General features: G+C 71.1%; 10 protein-coding genes. 6 read left to right on the top strand and 4 right to left on the bottom strand.

Annotation, left to right across the window (positions count from 1 at the left end; genetic code table 11):
• Positions 1–131: 131 nt before the first annotated feature.
• The 4 genes from ACIA8K_RS36155 to ACIA8K_RS36140 all read left to right on the top strand — a co-directional run bounded on the left by ACIA8K_RS36155 (position 132) and on the right by ACIA8K_RS36140 (position 5,718).
• On the top strand, positions 132–3,149 hold the full coding sequence (locus tag ACIA8K_RS36155; protein ID WP_396067732.1) for a discoidin domain-containing protein: 3,018 nt from the start codon (positions 132–134) through the stop codon (positions 3,147–3,149).
• 88 nt (positions 3,150–3,237) lie between these two features.
• Positions 3,238–4,092, top strand: a complete 855-nt coding sequence (locus tag ACIA8K_RS36150) for an LLM class F420-dependent oxidoreductase (protein ID WP_396067730.1) — start codon at positions 3,238–3,240, stop codon at positions 4,090–4,092.
• 29 nt (positions 4,093–4,121) lie between these two features.
• A complete protein-coding gene (locus ACIA8K_RS36145) occupies positions 4,122–4,838 on the top strand; it encodes a TetR/AcrR family transcriptional regulator (RefSeq protein WP_396067728.1) in 717 nt (238 codons plus the stop codon).
• 211 nt (positions 4,839–5,049) lie between these two features.
• Entirely contained in the window at positions 5,050–5,718 is a 669-nt protein-coding gene (locus ACIA8K_RS36140) for a TetR/AcrR family transcriptional regulator (protein ID WP_396067726.1), read from the top strand.
• Here ACIA8K_RS36140 and ACIA8K_RS36135 read toward each other — a convergent pair.
• The 4 genes from ACIA8K_RS36135 to ACIA8K_RS36120 all read right to left on the bottom strand — a co-directional run bounded on the left by ACIA8K_RS36135 (position 5,689) and on the right by ACIA8K_RS36120 (position 9,444).
• Complete coding sequence (locus ACIA8K_RS36135) at positions 5,689–6,666, bottom strand: LD-carboxypeptidase (RefSeq protein WP_396067724.1); 978 nt, start codon at positions 6,664–6,666, stop codon at positions 5,689–5,691. The genes ACIA8K_RS36140 and ACIA8K_RS36135 overlap by 30 nt on opposite strands.
• A 135-nt stretch (positions 6,667–6,801) precedes the next feature.
• Positions 6,802–7,773: an ion transporter gene (locus ACIA8K_RS36130; protein WP_396067722.1), complete on the bottom strand. Its 972-nt coding sequence runs from the start codon at positions 7,771–7,773 to the stop codon at positions 6,802–6,804.
• Between the two features lie 56 nt (positions 7,774–7,829).
• A complete protein-coding gene (locus ACIA8K_RS36125; RefSeq protein WP_396067720.1) occupies positions 7,830–8,777 on the bottom strand; it encodes a glycerophosphodiester phosphodiesterase family protein in 948 nt (315 codons plus the stop codon).
• A gap of 55 nt (positions 8,778–8,832) precedes the next feature.
• A complete protein-coding gene (locus tag ACIA8K_RS36120) occupies positions 8,833–9,444 on the bottom strand; it encodes a response regulator (RefSeq protein WP_396067718.1) in 612 nt (203 codons plus the stop codon).
• 6 nt (positions 9,445–9,450) lie between these two features.
• On the opposite strand from ACIA8K_RS36120, the gene ACIA8K_RS36115 reads away from it, so the two are divergent.
• Entirely contained in the window at positions 9,451–10,470 is a 1,020-nt protein-coding gene (locus ACIA8K_RS36115; protein ID WP_396067716.1) for a sensor histidine kinase, read from the top strand.
• A 102-nt stretch (positions 10,471–10,572) separates the two neighbouring features.
• Complete coding sequence (locus ACIA8K_RS36110) at positions 10,573–11,193, top strand: hypothetical protein (protein ID WP_396067714.1); 621 nt, start codon at positions 10,573–10,575, stop codon at positions 11,191–11,193.
• Positions 11,194–12,617: the final 1,424 nt, after the last annotated feature.

The following is a 12,617-nucleotide window of genomic DNA, read 5'->3' as shown; positions in this document are numbered from 1 at the left end:
CTTGAAGGTCGTGACAGGGGGTGGGTGGCCGGGGCGGAAGCTGGGGGGTTGACGGACTGACGTGCATCGATCAGGCTCTGCTGAGAGAGCGCTCTCCCGTCCTGCCCACCGCTCTCCGTCCTGGAGTGACTATGTCCTATAAGCGACCAATCCTGGCAGCGCTCCTGCTGCTCGCCGGGCTGCTCGTCGCCACGCCCGCCGAAGCCGCCCCCGTCCTCCTGTCCCGTGGCAAGCCGGTGCTCGCGTCGTCCGCCGAGGGGGAGGGCAGCCCGGCCTCCGCCGCCGTCGACGGCGACGCCGGAACGCGCTGGTCCAGCACGTTCTCCGACCCGCAGTGGCTGCGCGTCGACCTCGGCGCGACCGCGACGCTCGACCGCGTCGTGCTCACCTGGGAGGCCGCCTACGCGAGCGCCTTCCAGATCCAGACCTCGGCCGACGGCAACGCCTGGACCACCGCCTGGACGACCACCACCGGCACCGGCGGCGTCCAGACGATCACGATCAACGGCAGCGGCCGGTACGTGCGGATGCTCGGCACCGCACGGGCCACCGGCTACGGCTACTCACTCTGGGAGTTCGAGGTCTACGGCACGCTCGGCAGTACGCCGGGCGGCACGTCGATCTCCGCGTTCAAGCCGGTCGCCGCGTCCTCCTACGAGGGCGGTAACGCGCCCGGCGCCGCGCTCGACGGCCGGACCACCACGCGCTGGTCGAGCGAGTTCTCCGACAACCAGTGGCTGCGGGTGGACCTGCGGGGCACGGCCTCGATTACCGGCGTCGTGCTCAACTGGGAGTCCGCGTACGCCACCGGATACCGCATCGAGGTGTCCGACGACGCTGTCACCTGGCGGACGATCTACACCACGACGAGCGGGCGCGGCGGCATCGAGACGCTCGCCGTCTCCGGCACCGGCCGCTACCTGCGGTGGGTCGGCACCGCGCGGGCCACCGGCTACGGCTACTCGCTGTGGGAGCTGCAGGTGCTCGGCACTGTCGACGCGTCCGGAAGCGCGCCGCCGCTGCTCTCCGGCCCGACCCGGCCGCCCGCGACCACCGGTCAGTTCGCGCTCACCGCACCGGCGGACGCGACGCTGATCAGCAACACCCGGCGGCCCGCGTTCTCCTGGGCCGCGGTCTCCGGCGCCACCCGCTACCAGTTGTGGATCAACGTCAGCCGCACCGACTACGACTTCACCGCGTCCGGGAACCTGCTCGACGTCTACACCCGGGTCGCGGAGGTGAGCGGGACCAGCTACACACCGACCTGGGACCTGCCGGACCGGTGGACCTACCGCTGGTACGTCACGGCCGGCGCGACCACCTCGCAGATCCGCACCTTCGGCGTCTATGTGCCCACGCTGACCCCGATCGCGGACGGCGTGCCGGTGATCAACGGCGCCCGGGACGCGAACCGCAGCGGCGCGATCGACGCCTACGAGGACTGGCGGCGGCCTGTCGAGGCGCGGGTGAACGACCTGCTCGGGCGGATGACGGCCGAGGAGAAGGCCTACCAGATGTTCTACAACGCGCAGGCGTACCCCCGATCGGGCTGGCATTTCGGTCCTTCCGAGGCGCCGGATCTGCACCGGGACCTGCTCGCGTCGACAGGCACCCGGCTCGGCATCCCGCTGGTCTCGGCCGGCGACACCATCCATGGCTTCAAGACCACCTACCCGTCGCAGTCCGCGCTCGCGGCCGGGCGCGACTACGCGCTGCAGTACAAGCTCGGTGACATGCAGCGGCGGGAGCAGGTCGAGCTCGGCACCCGCGGCGTGCTCGGGCCGCTGGCCGAGGTCGGCACGAAGGTGCTCTACCCGCGCATCCAGGAGGGCAACGGCGAGGACGCCTATGTCGCGGCCGCGCAGGTCCGGGCACTTGTCGCCGGGCTGCAGGGCGGGCCGGAGCTGAACCCGTCGTCAGTGCTGGCCACAGTCAAGCACTGGCCGGGTGAGGGCGCGGGCGGCGAGGCGCTGATCGTCTACGACGGCGTCACGATCAAGTACCACATGATCCCGTTCCGGGCCGCCATGGAGGCCGGCGCGGTGAACATCATGCCGGGGTACGCGGGCAGCTCGTTCCTTGACCCGGGTGGTCCCGGTGCGGGCGACAGTGCGCCGATCCTGGCCTACCTGCGGCAGAACCTCGGCTTCACCGGGCTGATCACCACGGACTGGCTGCCGTCCGGCTCGTGGGTCGGCGCGGCGAAGGCCGGCTCCGACGTGATGGGCGGCGCCGACCCGGGCGCGGCCGGCTTCTCCATCGCCACGTTCATCGCGCAGGTGCCGGCGGCCCGGATCGACGACGCGGTGCGGCGCGTGCTGCGGCTGAAGTTCCAGCTCGGCCTCTTCGAGAACCCGTACGGCGACCCGGTCAACGGCCTCTACCGGGTGCACACGCCGGCCGACACCGCGCTCGCCAACCAGGCCGCGCGCGGCTCGCTCACCGTGCTGCGCAACAACGCGAACGTGCTGCCGCTGAAGCTTCCGGCCGGAAGCAACGTGGTGGTGACCGGGCCGCGCGCGGCGGACACCGGCTCGTGCTGCATCTGGACCAGCTACTTCCACCAGGAGTACGGGTCACAGTCCACCTACGACGCCATCGCCGCCAGGGGTGCCGCCGCCGGGGTGAACGTCTTCCGGGACAACGCCGCGAATCCAAGCCTGGCGATCGTCTCGGTGGGCGAGCCCTACTACACGCACGCGACCAGCTGGGTGAAGGAACAGCCCTACCTGCCCGCCGATCAACTGGAGCTGATCCGCAGCTGGAAGGCGCGCGGCGTACCGGTCGTGGTGCTGCTGACCATGGCCCGCCCGTACGTGATCAGCGAGTGGAACGAGGTCGCGGACGCGGTGGTGGTCAACTTCCGGGCCGGCGAGGAGGTCGGGCCCGCGCTGGCGAGCCTGCTCTTCGGCGACTACAAACCCACGGGCAAGCTGCCCTGGCAACTGCCGCGCACGCTCGACCAGGTGCTGCGGCCGGGCGGCCAGGACGTGCAGGCGGACGCGCGTGAGGCGTGGGACCTGCCGTTCGACCTCGGCGCGACAGACGCGCAGCGCGCCGAGATCCGGGCCCGGATCGACGCCGGTCAGCAGGTGTCCCCGGTCTACGGAAATCCGCTCTACCAGTACGGATTCGGCCTCACCTGGTGACCGCACACCCCGCGGCGGCGCGACACGGCCGCCGCGGGGATCATCCGGGGGCAGGCGAAAAAGCGATCCGGAGGCTACTCTCACTTGCATGGAACTTGGACTGCACATCGCCGACTTCACCTGGAACAGCGGCGCCCCCGCGCTCGGCCCGGCACTCGCCCGGCACGCCCGCAACGCGGAGCAGGCCGGGATCACCCGGATCACGGTCATGGACCACTTCTGGCAGATCCGGGGCGTCGGGCCGTACGAGCACGAGATGCTCGAGGCGTACACCGCGCTCGGCTTCCTCGCCGCGGCCACCGAGACCGCACTGCTGCACACGCTCGTCACGGGCGTCACCTACCGCGAGCCCGCGCTGCTCGCCAAGGCGGTCACCACGCTCGACGTGCTCTCCGGCGGCCGTGCCGGGCTGGGCATCGGCGCGGCGTGGAACGAGGACGAGTCGAAGGGGCTCGGCTTCCAGTTCCCGCCGACCGCGGAGCGCTTCGAGCGGCTGGAGGAGGCCATCCAGATCACGCTTCAGATGTGGTCCGACTCGGAGGACGCCTACCAGGGCAAGCACTACCAGCTGGAGCGGACGCTCAACTCGCCGCAGCCGGTGCGCTCGCCGCGGCCCTACCTGCTGATCGGCGGCGGGGGCGAGAAGAAGACGCTCAAGCTCGTCGCGAAGTACGCGGACGCGTGCAACTTCGGCATCGGCCCGGAGGCGGCGCACAAGCTCGACGTGCTGCGCCGGCACTGCGACGACGTCGGCCGCGACTACGCCGAGATCGAGAAGACGGCCATGTTCGCCGTCGACCCGACCAGCACTACGGAGGACGTGCTCCGCAACGCGACTGACGCGCGCGACACGGGCTTCACTGTCGCCTACGTCTACGCCCACGACATCACCGAGCCGTCGAAGATCACCGACATGCTCGGTGAGGCGCTCACCAAGCTCTGACCGGTTCGGCGCGCGGGTACCCTGACGCCATGCCAGGACCCGTGCCGCAGACCAAGAGCACGCGCGACCGGATAGTCGAGGCCGCGGCCGCCCTGCTCAGCCAGGGTGGCCGCGACGCCGTCTCCACCCGTGCGGTGAGCGCGGCCGCGGGTGTGCAGGCGCCGGCGATCTACCGCGCGTTCGGTGACATGCACGGGCTGCTCGACGCGGCCGGTAGTTACGGGCTCGCGTCGTACCTGGCGGAGAAGTCCTCGATGAGCCCGGGCGACGACCCGGTCGACGACCTGCGCGCCGGCTGGGACCTGCACGTCGGGTTCGGCCTGGCCCAGCCCGCGTTCTACACGCTGATCTTCGGCGATCCGCGTCCCGGCGTCGAGCCCACCGCGGCCCGGCTGGCCGGCGAGGTCCTGGCGGAGAAGGTGCAGCGCGTCGCGAAGGCCGGCCGCCTGCGGGTAAGCGAGGAGCGCGCGGCCCAGCTGGTGCACGCGGCGGGCCGGGGCGTCACGCTCACGCTGATCGCGATGCCCGCCGATCAGCGCGACATGAGCCTGTCCATCATGGCCCGTGAGTCGGTCCTGGCCACGGTCACCGGCACCGCGCTGCCCGGCTTCACGCCCGCGGCCGGCGGCCTGGAGAACGCGGCCGTGGCGCTGCGTGCCTCCCTCCCCGAGGCGACGGTCCTCACCCCTGCCGAACGCACGCTCCTCGACGAGTGGCTGCACCGGATCGTCTCGTCCCGCCCCTGACCGGACCACTGCGGAAGCGCCGGCCCGCGGGAGCGTGCGGGCCGGACCACCGCGTGAGCGGGTACCTCGTTTCCGGTTCTGTCGGTGTTGCACTCGGCCGGCGGCTACGACGACGTGCTGGTGACGCGGGCGGGCGGCCCGGGAGGCGGCCTCGCAGCGGGGCCGCCGCCACAGGCACAATTGCGGGAACCCGCCCTCACGGAGTGACCCGATGACCGACACGTCCACCCCTCTCAAGGTCAACGCGCGCGCGCTCGCGACCCGGGAGAGCATTCTCGCCGCCGCGGAACGCCTGTTCGCCGAGCGCGGCGTCGAGGCCGTGTCGAACCGGCAGATCAGCGAGGCCGCGGGGCAGGGCAACAACACCGCGGTCGGCTACCACTTCGGGACCAAGACCGACCTGGTCCGCGCGCTTGTCCGCGAGCACCAGTCCGGCGTGGAGGAGATCCGCCGCGCGATGCTCGAGGACCTTGGCGCCGGCGCCGACCTGCGCGACTGGGTGACCTGCATGGTCAAGCCGTTCACCGACCATCTCGGCGCGCTCGGCGTCCCCGGCTGGTACGCCCGCTGTGTCGCCCAGATCGTCGCCCACCCGCTGCTCCGCGACGTGATGATCGAGGACGCGCTCACCGCGCCCGAGCTGCACGCGACCGCGGCCGGCATCACCCGCATGCTGCCGGACCTGCCGCCGGCCGTCCGCGCGTCCCGGTTCGACATGGTGCGCACGCTTGTGCTGCACACCTGCGCGGAGCAGGAACGGGCGCTCGCCTCCGGCGCGGAGGCCGGCACCTGGGACGACACGGCCTCCGCGATCGTCGACGCGATCGTGGGCCTGCTGCGCGCGCCCGTCTCAGGTCCGGACGCCGGCCTCGACCGATAGGGTGCCGGCGGCCGCGTCGATCGTGGCGTGCGCGCCGATCGGCACTGTGAGATGACCGTTGCCGTGGCCGATGCGGAGACCGCCCACGACCGGCACATCGAGCGTGTGCAGGCGTTCCGCGATGACCGCCGCGGCGCTCGCGGCCTCGCCTGCTACGTCCGTCAGCTGGCCGATCGCGACGCCGGCCAGGCCGTTCAGCGCGCCGGAGCGGATCAGCTGGGTGAGCATGCGGTCGTAGCGGTACGGCGCCTCGTTGACGTCCTCGAAGACCAGGATCGCGCCGTCCAGGTCGGGGAGGCTGCCGGTCCCCACGTCGGACGCGATCATGGTGAGGTTGCCGCCGATCAGCGGTCCGGACGCGATCCCGTCCACCCGGACCACAGCGCTCGGCTCGGTAGGGTCGCGGGTGAGCACGATGTCGGCCGAGGTCATCAACGCGTCCCGCAGCGACTGGGCCGAGGCCGGGCCGGTGCGGGCATCCGTCCAGGTGGCGACCGGGCCGTAGAAGCTGATCAGTCGCGCCTCCCGCCACAGGCGGCTGTGCAGCACGGTCAGGTCGCTGTAGCCGAGGAAGATCTTCGGGTCGGCGCGGATCGCGTCGATGTCCACGCGGTCGATGATCCGCTGGGTGCCGTAGCCGCCGCGGGAGGCGATCACCGCGCGCACGGCCGGGTCACGGAACGCCGCGTTCAGGTCCTCGAGGCGCTGCTCGTCCGTGCCGGCCAGATAACCGTTGCAGGTGTAGACGTGCGCGCCGTACTCGACGGTCAGGCCCATCTGCTCGAGCACCGCCTGCCCGCGGTCGAGCCGGTCGTCGCCGGGGTAGGCGGGCGAGACGATCCGGACCACGTCGCCGGGACGGAGCGCGGGCGGGCGTAACGGGACGCCGTGGATCGTCGTGGCGGTGACGCCGCCGAAGAAGAGGCCTGGCAGGTACCTGTCGATCATCGTGTCCCCCGAATCGGTGAGCCGGAACGCACGGTGATCACAAGCGTCGGTGGGCGCCGGGGGAGCGTCAACCTTCAGGTGTCTCCTTCGGCCGAGAGTGGCAATCGGCAGGCTTGAAGCGAGGATGAAAACGATTCATGTGCCTGCGCGCACCGACTGGGCCGGCACCGGGGCCTCCTCCGGCTCGGGCAGACGCTCCTCCAGGTCGTCGAGGATCCGCCGCAGCTGGGCGAGCTGATCGTGGACGGACGGGGTGCCGGCCGCCTTGTTCGCCGCGGCCACCGCCGCCTGGCCCGCCGCGAGCGCCGCCCGGTTCGCCGCGCCGGCCGCGTTCTCCGCCGCCTCGGTCAGGCGCTGCGTCTCCTCAGCTGTCGGCCGCTTCGACGCGGCCATCTCCTCGTGCGCCTCCTGCAACGCGGTGAGCACCAGGCCGACAAGCAGGTTCGTAAGCAGATAGCAGGCGGCGACCATGTAGGACACGTAGTAGAGGACGGCCCACTCGGTGACCTCGCGGCCGGTCTGCAGCATGTCAGTGATGCCGTCGAGCGACAGCAGCAGGAAGAGCGTGAGCATGGCCTGGCCGACCGTGCCGTACTGCTCCGGGAGCGCGTCGGCGAACATCATCCAGCCGAGCATCGCGTACCCGTAGATGACAAGCACTGTGACGGAGAGGAAGCTGCCCAGGCCGGGAAGTGCGCGCTGGATGCCGATCAGGATGACCCGCAGACTCGGGAAGAGCCGGAACGTGCGGACCAGCCGGGCGATGCGCAGCAGACGAAGCAGCGTCACGTTCTCCCGGACGCCCGGCAGCAGCGGCGCGGCCACGATGAGCAGGTCGAAGACGTTCCACCCGTCGCGGAAGAACCCGGCCGGCGCCCGCAGGTGGGCGCCGAACCGGATCAGCAGCTCCACGATGAAGCCGGCCAGGCAGACGGCCTCCACCACGCTCAGGAACGTCCCGGCGGCCGCGACCAGCGGGTCGTAGGTCTCCAGGCCGAGCACTACCGCGTTCACGGTTATCAGCGCGAGACCGGCCAGGTGGAACCAGGTGGCCTCGATCGTGGCCGCGCAGGCCAGGGCGATCCGGTGCATGGAGCTGGTGATCACGCAGCGCAGCCTATGACATCACCTATGAGTGGGACAAAATGGACGGTTGCCCTCCCTCACACGTGCGGCGCGACCACGTCGGTGCGGTTCGTCCACAACCACCCCGACCACCCCTCCGGTACGCCGTCGAGCGAGTCCGCGGAGTCGAAGCCCTCGGACCACGGGCCGTCGCCCGCGACAAGCACCACGCGCGTGTCCACCGCCGTCATCCGGTCGACGAAGAGGTGTGGCCAGCCCCAGAGCCAGCGGCCGTACCGGGCCGGCAGGTGCAGCTCGATGTGCTCGCAGGCGCCGGGCACCAGGCCGGTCCAGCCGGTCGCCAGGTAGGAGACCATGCAGTCCTTCATGATCGCCCGGGAGGCGACGCGGAAGCCGGGCACCTCGCCCCGGATCACCTCCATCGCGGTGTCCCCGCCGTAGGCGGCCATGGTCGCGCGCCGCTCCGCCGGGAGGGTGGTGAGGTAGGCGGCCACCGCGTCGCCCTCCGCGTCGTTCTTGACGTCAAGCAGCAGCTCACGGCCGGGAAACGCGGCCACCACCTCCTCCACCGTGGGCATCAGGCCCACGCCGGTGCCGCGCAGCGGAAAGGTGGCGCCGCCGTCCGCGGTGTAGCCGTAGCCCAGGTCGAGACCGCGCAGGTAGTCGAACGGGTGGTCCTTGACCAGGCCGCTGCCGTTCGTCCGGCACTCAAGCGTGTTGTCGTGGAACACCACAAGCCGCCCGTCCGCGCTCACCTGCACGTCGAACTCGAGCATGTCCGCGCCGGCCGCCCACGACGCGCGCATCGAATCGAGCGTGTTCTCCAGGTACGCGTGGTCCGGCGGGTGGATGCGGGTAGCGGTACAGGTGTCGTTCTGCACGCCGTCCAGCGGGTAGGTCTGCGCGATGCCGCGGTGCGCCAGCAGCGGCGGGTTCCCCTCCGCACTGCCCCACAGCCAGGAGCTGTTCGCGGTGAACAGGGCGAGGACGAGCACGACCACGGCGATCAGGAGCTTTCGTTTCACCCGGGCAGGGTCCCAGCGCGGCCGTGCCCGCGGAATGAGCGAAGGTACTAGGTCTTCAGGCCAGGTCCCGGGCGAGCAGCGCGGCCTGGGTGCGGCTGGTCACGGCCAGCTTCGCAAGCAGGCTGCTCACGTGCACCTTGACCGTGCGCTCCGCGACCTTCAGTGAGCTGGCGATCTCCTGGTTGGACAGGCCGCGCCCGACCAGGGCCAGCACCTGCCGTTCGCGCGCGGTGAGGCGTACCCCCGGCGGCTCTGGATTGTGTTCCTGAGGCCACAGCAGCCGGGCCGCGGACGAGCTGAGCGCTGTCACCCCCGCATGCGCGCCGCGCACGGCCGCGGCCAGCTCGTCGCCGCCCGCGTCCTTGAGCACGAACCCGGCCGCACCCGCCGTCAGCGCGCGCCGCACGTCCGCGGCCCGGCCGACAGTGGTAAGCATCAGCACCGGGGGAGCGTGCGCGGGCAGCCGTCCGAGGATCCGCACGCCGTCCTCGCCGGGGAGGTAGAGGTCGAGCAGGATCACGTCGGCCGTGTGCGTGCCGAGGAAGTCGAGGAGCGCGGGCCCGTCCGGCAGCTCCGCGATCACCTCCAGGTCCGGCTGCGCGCCAAGCACCAGGCCCAGGCCCTCACGGACCAGCGCCTGGTCGTCGACGACCACAACCCGGATCATGTGCCCATGCTATTCACCGCGATCCGACGGTACGGGCAGCAGCTCGCCGACGTGGCCCTGACCGGCGCGGCCGCGCTGCTGTTCGCGCTCTCCGGCACCGCGGTCTCGGCGCCGCTTGCCGTCGCGCAGGTGGCGCCGCTGCTGGTCCGGCGGCGGCATCCCGCCCCGGTGCTGATCGTGGTGGCCGCCGCGACCACAGTGCACACCACCGAGGGGATGGCCCGCGCGATCGGATTCCTGCCGGTCACCGTCGCGATCTTCACGGCGGCCGCGCACCGGACCACGCTTACCCGCTGGGTGCTCTGCCCGCTCGCCGGACTGGCCGTGGCCGCCGCGAGCGCGGTCCGGCACGGCCCGGTCGAGGGCTTCCTGATGGCAGTGGTGATGGTGGTGGTCGCCTGGCTGGCCGGCATCGAGCGCGACGAGCACCTGCGGCTGCGCCTGGAAGCGGCCGCCTCCGCGGACCGGGAGCGGCTGGCCCGGCGCGTCCACGACACGCTCGCGAACACCGTCACCGTGATGCTGCTGCAGACCGAGGCGCTGCGCACGACCGCGCCGCTCGGGCCGGCCGACCAGCGCCGCATCGACCTGGTGCTGGCCGCGGGCCGCTTCGCGCTGACCGAGGTGAGGTCCGCGCTCGCCGACTCGCCGTCCTTCTCCCTGCGCGAACGGCTCGAACTGCTGCGCGCGTCAGGCCTGCGGCTGCCCGAGACGCTGCCGTCCCCGCTGACCACGGACCTCACGCCCGCGCTCCACGACCTGGCCGACCGGCTGATCGGCGAGACCGCCACGAACGCACTGCGCCACGACGGCCCCGGCGCCCGCCTGACCGTCTCCGCACAGCGCACCGGCGACCGGCTGACCATCCGCATCGTCAGCGACTGTGGTCGCGCACCGGCGCCCACGACCGGCACCGGCTTCGGACTGCAGAGCCTTGCCACAGACCTCCGGGGGTACGGCGGAAGCCTCTCCTACGGCCCGGCCGGCGACGCCTGGGAGGTGGTCGCGGTACTCCCCGCCACGTGACAGCCAGGCCATGATGTCACTCTGAGTGGGGGCACTCAACAAGATCTCAGGCTGACACGGTACGGTCCGGCGCGCGGGTCAACGCCGTGACGAGGGGAAATCATGGACTTCGCTGATGTTGGCCGGATCATCCTGCGGCGGTGGCCGATCACCGCGCCGCTGATGTTGCTCACCGTAGTGGCGGTCATCTGGGCCATGTTCGGCGTGCCGGAGCAGGCCAAGGTGACAGGCCACGTGACGCTGCTGCCCCAGCGCGAGCAGTACAGCCCCGGAATCGGCGACACCGTCACCACCAACCCGTGGAGTCCCGTCCGGCTCGCAGACGTCATCTCGGTCCGGCTCGGCAGCCCTGCGCTCGCGGACGACCTGTTCACCCAGGGATACCGCGGCGAGTGGACCGTCACGGTGATCAACACGGGCGCCGCGATCATCGCGATCGAGGTGCTGGCCGACTCCGAGGCGGACGCGCGGCGCGTCATCGACGTGATGGACAGCCTGATCACCGAAGAGGTCGTGGCCCGGCAGGAGTCACTCGGCCTCTCCGAGGGCGCGAAGATCACCGTCGTTCCCCTCACCGACGCGGACCTCGTCGAACAGGACAGCTCCGCACGCCGCCGCATCGCCATCCTTGCCGCCGGCGCCGGCACCGTCGTCACACTCGCGGGCGCGGCCCTCCTCGAGTGGCTCTCCCGCCGCCGTCTGCGTGCGACGGGGGGTTACTGAGGGCCGAGCCGGCACGTTGAGTGGCTCTCCCGCCGCCGCCTGCGTGCGACGGCGGGCTACTGAGGGCCGAGCCGGCTCGTTGATGAATTCGAGAATGTCCCCTTCGCTGTGCGGAACCGGCTCCGGGCCGCCCCGCAGGCGAAGCCCGGTTTGTGATCCCCTGAGGGTGCGGGAGCGGGAACTGTGTAGACCTCGCGGTCGATCTCGGCCCTTCCGGTCCCGGCGGGCTATGTCCTCCGTCCGCCGTCCTGTGTCCGATATTTCAGTATTTATTGGGCTGTGAGTGAATGGGTGCGGGTCGGGCGCGCCGCGCCCGAAATTTCGGTATATAGACGCCCCTGAAATGGCTGAACCTGAACCGGGAAGTCAGTGGCGCCTGTCGGCATCCTCAATCCGACCGCGGACCACTAGTGACAGGGCAGAGGCATCGCCGCTGTTGCTGCGCGTTACGTGTTGTTCGTCTTGGGCGGAATTCCGGGCGCGGGTCGTCTCGGGCGTATCGGTCACGCGCTCCACGTGCCTACATCGCGGAATCCGCCGCCCACCTGACGGGATCGAAGATCCTTGCGATCCTGAGGGCCCTTATTCCGGCGCGATAAGGGCCCCAGAACCGCAAGGATCTTGAGCGCAGCCGGCGAACGACCTCAGCGGACGGCGATATCGGAAAAATAGGGCGAACGTGATCCGCGAGGTCAACCGGCCCTTCGGCATCGCCGCATAGGTGCCAGCTCTTGCCACCACCCGGCCGGTACTTACCGACGCGACATTGACCGCGGGCCGACGTCAACCCCGCCTCCGACGCGCGCGGCCGATGTCAACCCGCCCGTCAAGAGGCTCCGCTTCGACGCCAGCCCTTGCCACCTAACCAGCCGCGCCGCACCATTCGACCAGCGCTGAAGCAGCTCGGGCGCGATCGCCGTGGCCGGCCGCGGGCGCGCCGCTTTCGGTCGCACGGCGGTCGCCTGCTCCTTCCCGCACACTGCGGAGTCGCTGGCGGTTGTGTGCTCTTCCCCGCACCGCGGGGTGCTGGCTCGGAGTCGCCGGGTAGGTGGTGGCGGTTGTGTGCTCTTTCTGCACCGCGGGGTGCTGATTTGCAGTCGCCCGGCGTGCGGAGCGGCAGTGGAGTCTTGGTGAGCAGCACCAGTGACGGCTTGGCGAGCGGCGAGGTCTATCCGCGCGGCGACTCCGTTGCCGTGCCGGGGCGGCCCGGCGCCGATCGCCTGATCAGACTCAACGGCTGTCGGAAATATCGGGAAAATTCCCCGCTGCGAGCTCCTTGCCACTGTCATCAATGAGCAACGGCCGATGGATCAACCGTCAGGTGAGGCGGTGGGGGCGCGAATGCGAACCCAAAACCGTACAAGCCCCCACAAACACCCCCCCCCACCACCCCCCAACCCCCCCCCACCAACACCCACACCCCC

Origin of the sequence: Catenuloplanes sp. NPDC051500 (assembly GCF_044454585.1) — a bacterium.
Taxonomy (GTDB): Bacteria; Actinomycetota; Actinomycetes; order Mycobacteriales; family Micromonosporaceae; genus Catenuloplanes.
This window is presented reverse-complemented; position numbering and strand designations above follow the sequence as displayed.

Bases quoted from the DNA above. Each gene is read 5' to 3' on its own strand.
- ACIA8K_RS36115 (WP_396067716.1), top strand. From the start codon at position 9,451: ATGCTATTCACCGCGATCCGACGGTACGGGCAGCAGCTCGCCGACGTG.
- ACIA8K_RS36155 (WP_396067732.1), top strand. From the start codon at position 132: ATGTCCTATAAGCGACCAATCCTGGCAGCGCTCCTGCTGCTCGCCGGG.
- ACIA8K_RS36135 (WP_396067724.1), bottom strand. From the start codon at position 6,666: ATGATCGACAGGTACCTGCCAGGCCTCTTCTTCGGCGGCGTCACCGCC.
- ACIA8K_RS36110 (WP_396067714.1), top strand. From the start codon at position 10,573: ATGGACTTCGCTGATGTTGGCCGGATCATCCTGCGGCGGTGGCCGATC.
- ACIA8K_RS36150 (WP_396067730.1), top strand. From the start codon at position 3,238: ATGGAACTTGGACTGCACATCGCCGACTTCACCTGGAACAGCGGCGCC.
- ACIA8K_RS36140 (WP_396067726.1), top strand. From the start codon at position 5,050: ATGACCGACACGTCCACCCCTCTCAAGGTCAACGCGCGCGCGCTCGCG.
- ACIA8K_RS36120 (WP_396067718.1), bottom strand. From the start codon at position 9,444: ATGATCCGGGTTGTGGTCGTCGACGACCAGGCGCTGGTCCGTGAGGGC.
- ACIA8K_RS36145 (WP_396067728.1), top strand. From the start codon at position 4,122: ATGCCAGGACCCGTGCCGCAGACCAAGAGCACGCGCGACCGGATAGTC.